This is a genomic window from Acinetobacter sp. HR7 (assembly GCF_000773685.1).
Lineage (GTDB): Bacteria > Pseudomonadota > Gammaproteobacteria > Pseudomonadales > Moraxellaceae > Acinetobacter > Acinetobacter thermotolerans.
In genome coordinates, this window is the sequence record NZ_JPQO01000212.1 from 1 (window position 1) to 3,886 (window position 3,886).

Sequence of the window (3,886 nt, forward strand, 5' to 3'; positions counted from 1 at the left end):
GCTTAACTGACTGGCATTAGGATAAACCAGGGCTTTTTGTCCGATTCGGTAAACAGATTAACGTTTAGAGAATTGAGGACGTTTACGAGCTTTACGTAAACCAAGTTTCTTACGTTCAACTTCACGAGCATCACGAGTAACGAAACCAGCTTGACGAAGAGCAGGTTTAAGAGTTTCGTCAGCAGCGATCAGCGCACGAGTGATACCGTGACGGATAGCGCCTGCTTGACCACCGATACCACCACCAGCAACAGTGATGTAAAGGTCATATTTTTCAGTCGCTTCAAGAAGCTCAAGTGGTTGACGAACAACCATACGAGCAGTCTCACGACCGAAGTATTGTTCTAGAGAACGGTTGTTGATTACGAGTTTACCAGTACCAGCAGATAGGAAAACACGTGCAGTTGCGGTCTTACGGCGACCTGTACCATAGTTAGTAGCCATGTGCTGTATCCCTTAGATGTCCAAAACTTGTGGCTGTTGAGCTGTGTGAGGATGCTCAGCACCAGCGTACACTTTCATTTTCTTGATCATTGCATAACCAAGAGGACCTTTTGGCAACATACCTTTTACAGCGCGTTGGAAGATTTCTTCTGGTTTGTGAGCAACTAATTTTTCAAAGTTAGTTTCACGGATACCACCAGGGAAACCAGTGTGGCGATAGTATTTCTTGTCAAGTGGTTTGTTACCAGTTACTTGAACTTGCTCAGCGTTAATAACAACGATGTAATCACCAGTGTCAACGTGAGGAGTATAAGAAGTTTTGTGCTTACCGCGTAAACGACGAGCGATTTCAGTCGCGAGACGACCTAAAGTTTTGCCAGAAGCATCAACAACGTACCAGTCGTGTTGAACTTCAGCTGGCTTAGCGCTGAGAGTTTTCATTAAACCACTACCTATTATAGTTGGTTTGGACTATGGAAGCTGTCCAAACAAAAAGGAGACGAGATTCTAAACGAATACGTGAAGAATCACAAATGAAAATTAAAAATTTCAAGCGCTGTATTTTAATCAATCTCTTTGGCGAAGGGAAGGAAAAATCAACAAGAACGATGAAAAACTGACAAGATATTTGTAACTTGGCTTTTTACCCATGGATAGCGTTCATTATCAAAGACAAAACGGATTCCTACACGCAGGTAATACGGAATGAGGCTATAATATTGAACAGCTTAGAGAATCGAGATGAAGATGCTGCCTTTATATGTCACCAGTGGTGAACCTGCCGGAATTGGTCCTGATATCTGCCTGAGTCTGGCCGATCGTGTTGATGAGCGTCCAGTGGTGGTGCTGGCGGATAAGGAAATGTTAGGTGAGCGTGCCCGGCAGTTAAACCTTGAGGTTGAACTGGTGGATTATCAAGGGCAAACATCTTCATCTGAGAAAGGCCAGCTTTATGTTGAGCATGTCCCACTCAAAGAACCTGTAAGCTTGGGAGAACTCAATCATCATAACGCAGCTTATGTGCTGGAGCAGCTACGTCGTTCCGCAGATTATGCCATGTCAGGCAAAAGTGTCGGGGTCGCTACAGCACCTGTGCAGAAGTCTGTCATTAATGATGCTGGGATTCATTTCAGTGGTCATACCGAGTATTACCAGGAATGCGCAGGTGTACTGCGTGTGGTCATGATGTTAGCCACCAAAACCTTGCGTGTAGCGTTGGCAACCACCCATCTGCCACTTCGTGCAGTCGCCGATGCAATTACGCCTGAACGACTGCATCAGGTCATTGATATCCTGATTCACGACCTAAAATCCAAATTTAAAATTGAGCATCCGCATATTCTGGTCTGTGGTTTAAACCCACATGCAGGTGAGGGCGGTTATCTAGGGATGGAAGAGATTGAAGTAATCAATCCGGTACTGGAAAGCTACCGTGCGCAAGGGATTAACATGAGCTTAAGTCTGCCCGCTGATACCCTATTTACTCCGGAAAACCTGAAAGATGCCGATGCGGTGCTGGCGATGTATCACGATCAGGGCTTACCTGTGCTAAAATCGCAGGGCTTTGGTGAAGCCATCAATATTACTTTGGGCTTACCGTTTATCCGAACTTCTGTCGATCATGGCACAGCACTCTCCCTCGCAGGTACAGGCCTTGCGAAAAGCTCAAGCTTGCATGTGGCTGTGGATTTAGCGCTGGATTTAGCGCGTCAATGATCTCGTCTTTATTACACGTTGGAAATGTCTATGTATCAGATTAATGCCTTAAACCCAAAAGATGAAGGGCATCACACGCGTAAGCGTTTTGGTCAAAACTTCTTACATGACCAACGTGTCATTGCCAAAATTGTACGTTCGGTGAATCCACGTCCGGGCGACAATGTTGTCGAAATTGGTCCGGGTTTGGCTGCTTTGACTTCACCACTGATTGGTGAATGTGATGCATTGACGGTGATTGAGCTGGATCGTGATCTGGCGGCTGGGCTACCGGGACGTGTACCACATCCTGAACGTCTGACGATTGTTGAAACCGATGCACTGAAATTCGACTTCTCGAAATTGTTTGAAGAAGACCGTCCACTGCGTGTTGTCGGTAACCTGCCTTACAATATTTCGACACCACTATTATTCCATCTCCTGGAATTTGGTGACAAAGTCAAAGACATGCACTTCATGCTGCAAAAAGAAGTGGTCGATCGTATTACCGCAGAACCGAATACCAAAGAATATGGTCGTCTGTCAGTCATGATTCAGTATTACTGCAAGCCGACTTTCCTGTTTGAAGTGCCACCGGGCTCATTTAACCCGCCACCAAAAGTAACGTCTGCGGTATTCCGTCTAGAGCCTTATGACGTGAAACCAATCGTGGCGAAAAATGAAAAAGCCTTGGCACGACTGGTGTCACATGTCTTTACCCAGCGTCGTAAAACTTTGCGTAACAGCTTAAAAGGCATGCTGGTGGAAGATGGTTTTGAAAAAGCAGGCGTGGATCCAATGGCACGTCCTGAAACCTTAACGCTCACTCAATTTGTTGCTCTTTCAGATCAAATGGTAGATGCATAAATGTCTCGCGAAAATATTCGATACAACTATGTGATTGGTGATGTGCAAGGTTGTTTTGAAGCCTTGAAAGCATTGCTGAAAAAAATTCAGTTTGATGCGGATCAAGATTTTCTCTGGTTTGCTGGTGACCTGGTGGCTCGAGGCGAAAACTCGGTGGGGGCACTGCGTTTTATCAAGAAACTGGCAGAAAATGGCGCTGCAGCGACGGTATTGGGAAATCATGACCTGACGCTGCTGGCTTGTGCGCGTGGCCTGAAAAAAGTCAAAGATAAAGACAATGTCTGGGATGTAATTAACGCCCTGGAAAGTGATGATCTGATCGACTGGTTGCGTAAACAACCTTTGTGCCTGTTTCCGAATGAACAGACAATTTTGACTCATGCGGGTATTCCCTTGAACTGGACCGCTGAACAGACTGCGCAACTGTCCAAAGAAGTCGAAGCGGTGCTTGCTCATGAAGACTTTGATGTGGTCGATGCTTTCCTGAAAGAGATGTATGGTACTGAGCCTGATCTGTGGTCAGAAGATCTGCAAGGACATGAGCGTTTACGTTGTATTGTCAACTATCTGACCCGTATGCGTCTGACCGATGCGGAAGGCCGGATGGAGTTCAGCTTTAAGGAATCGCTGGATGATCCAATGCCGGAAGGCTTTAAACCATGGTTTGAATTTGAATCCAAAGCGGCTCAAACCCATCAAATCCTGTTTGGTCACTGGGCTGGCCTGCAAGGCAAGAAAATCTCGGATTGCATCCAGAATGTAGATGGTGGCTGTGTCTGGGGTAATCAGCTAATGGCCTTCCGTCTAGAAGACCAGCAGATGTTTGCAGTCGATAATCCAATGTTCTGATTTATTCACTTATGTCTTGTCCTGAAATAGA

General features: G+C 45.8%; 5 protein-coding genes. 3 read left to right on the forward strand and 2 right to left on the reverse strand.

Annotated elements, in window-relative coordinates; translation table 11 throughout:
* Nucleotides 1–57: 57 nt before the first annotated feature.
* On the reverse strand, nt 58–444 hold the full coding sequence (gene rpsI, locus GW12_RS13545; RefSeq protein ID WP_034588505.1) for a 30S ribosomal protein S9: 387 nt from the start codon (nt 442–444) through the stop codon (nt 58–60).
* A gap of 12 nt (nt 445–456) precedes the next feature.
* Nucleotides 457–885: a 50S ribosomal protein L13 gene (gene rplM / locus GW12_RS13550; RefSeq protein ID WP_004950297.1), complete on the reverse strand. Its 429-nt coding sequence runs from the start codon at nt 883–885 to the stop codon at nt 457–459.
* Between the two features lie 306 nt (nt 886–1,191).
* Between rplM and pdxA the strand changes: the two genes are divergently transcribed.
* The 3 genes from pdxA to GW12_RS13565 are packed head-to-tail and all read left to right on the forward strand — an operon-like array spanning nt 1,192 to nt 3,855.
* Nucleotides 1,192–2,160 carry a 4-hydroxythreonine-4-phosphate dehydrogenase PdxA gene (gene pdxA, locus GW12_RS13555; protein ID WP_034588513.1) on the forward strand — a complete coding sequence of 323 codons (969 nt, stop codon included), beginning with the start codon at nt 1,192–1,194 and terminating at the stop codon, nt 2,158–2,160.
* 30 nt (nt 2,161–2,190) lie between these two features.
* Nucleotides 2,191–3,006, forward strand: coding sequence for a 16S rRNA (adenine(1518)-N(6)/adenine(1519)-N(6))-dimethyltransferase RsmA (gene rsmA / locus GW12_RS13560; RefSeq protein ID WP_034588509.1), 816 nt, complete (start codon nt 2,191–2,193; stop codon nt 3,004–3,006).
* Complete coding sequence (locus tag GW12_RS13565; protein WP_034588511.1) at nt 3,007–3,855, forward strand: symmetrical bis(5'-nucleosyl)-tetraphosphatase; 849 nt, start codon at nt 3,007–3,009, stop codon at nt 3,853–3,855. It begins immediately after the preceding gene.
* Nucleotides 3,856–3,886: the final 31 nt, after the last annotated feature.

Bases quoted from the DNA above. Each gene is read 5' to 3' on its own strand.
- rpsI (WP_034588505.1), bottom strand. From the start codon at position 444: ATGGCTACTAACTATGGTACAGGTCGCCGTAAGACCGCAACTGCACGT.
- rplM (WP_004950297.1), bottom strand. From the start codon at position 885: ATGAAAACTCTCAGCGCTAAGCCAGCTGAAGTTCAACACGACTGGTAC.
- pdxA (WP_034588513.1), top strand. From the start codon at position 1,192: ATGCTGCCTTTATATGTCACCAGTGGTGAACCTGCCGGAATTGGTCCT.
- rsmA (WP_034588509.1), top strand. From the start codon at position 2,191: ATGTATCAGATTAATGCCTTAAACCCAAAAGATGAAGGGCATCACACG.
- GW12_RS13565 (WP_034588511.1), top strand. From the start codon at position 3,007: ATGTCTCGCGAAAATATTCGATACAACTATGTGATTGGTGATGTGCAA.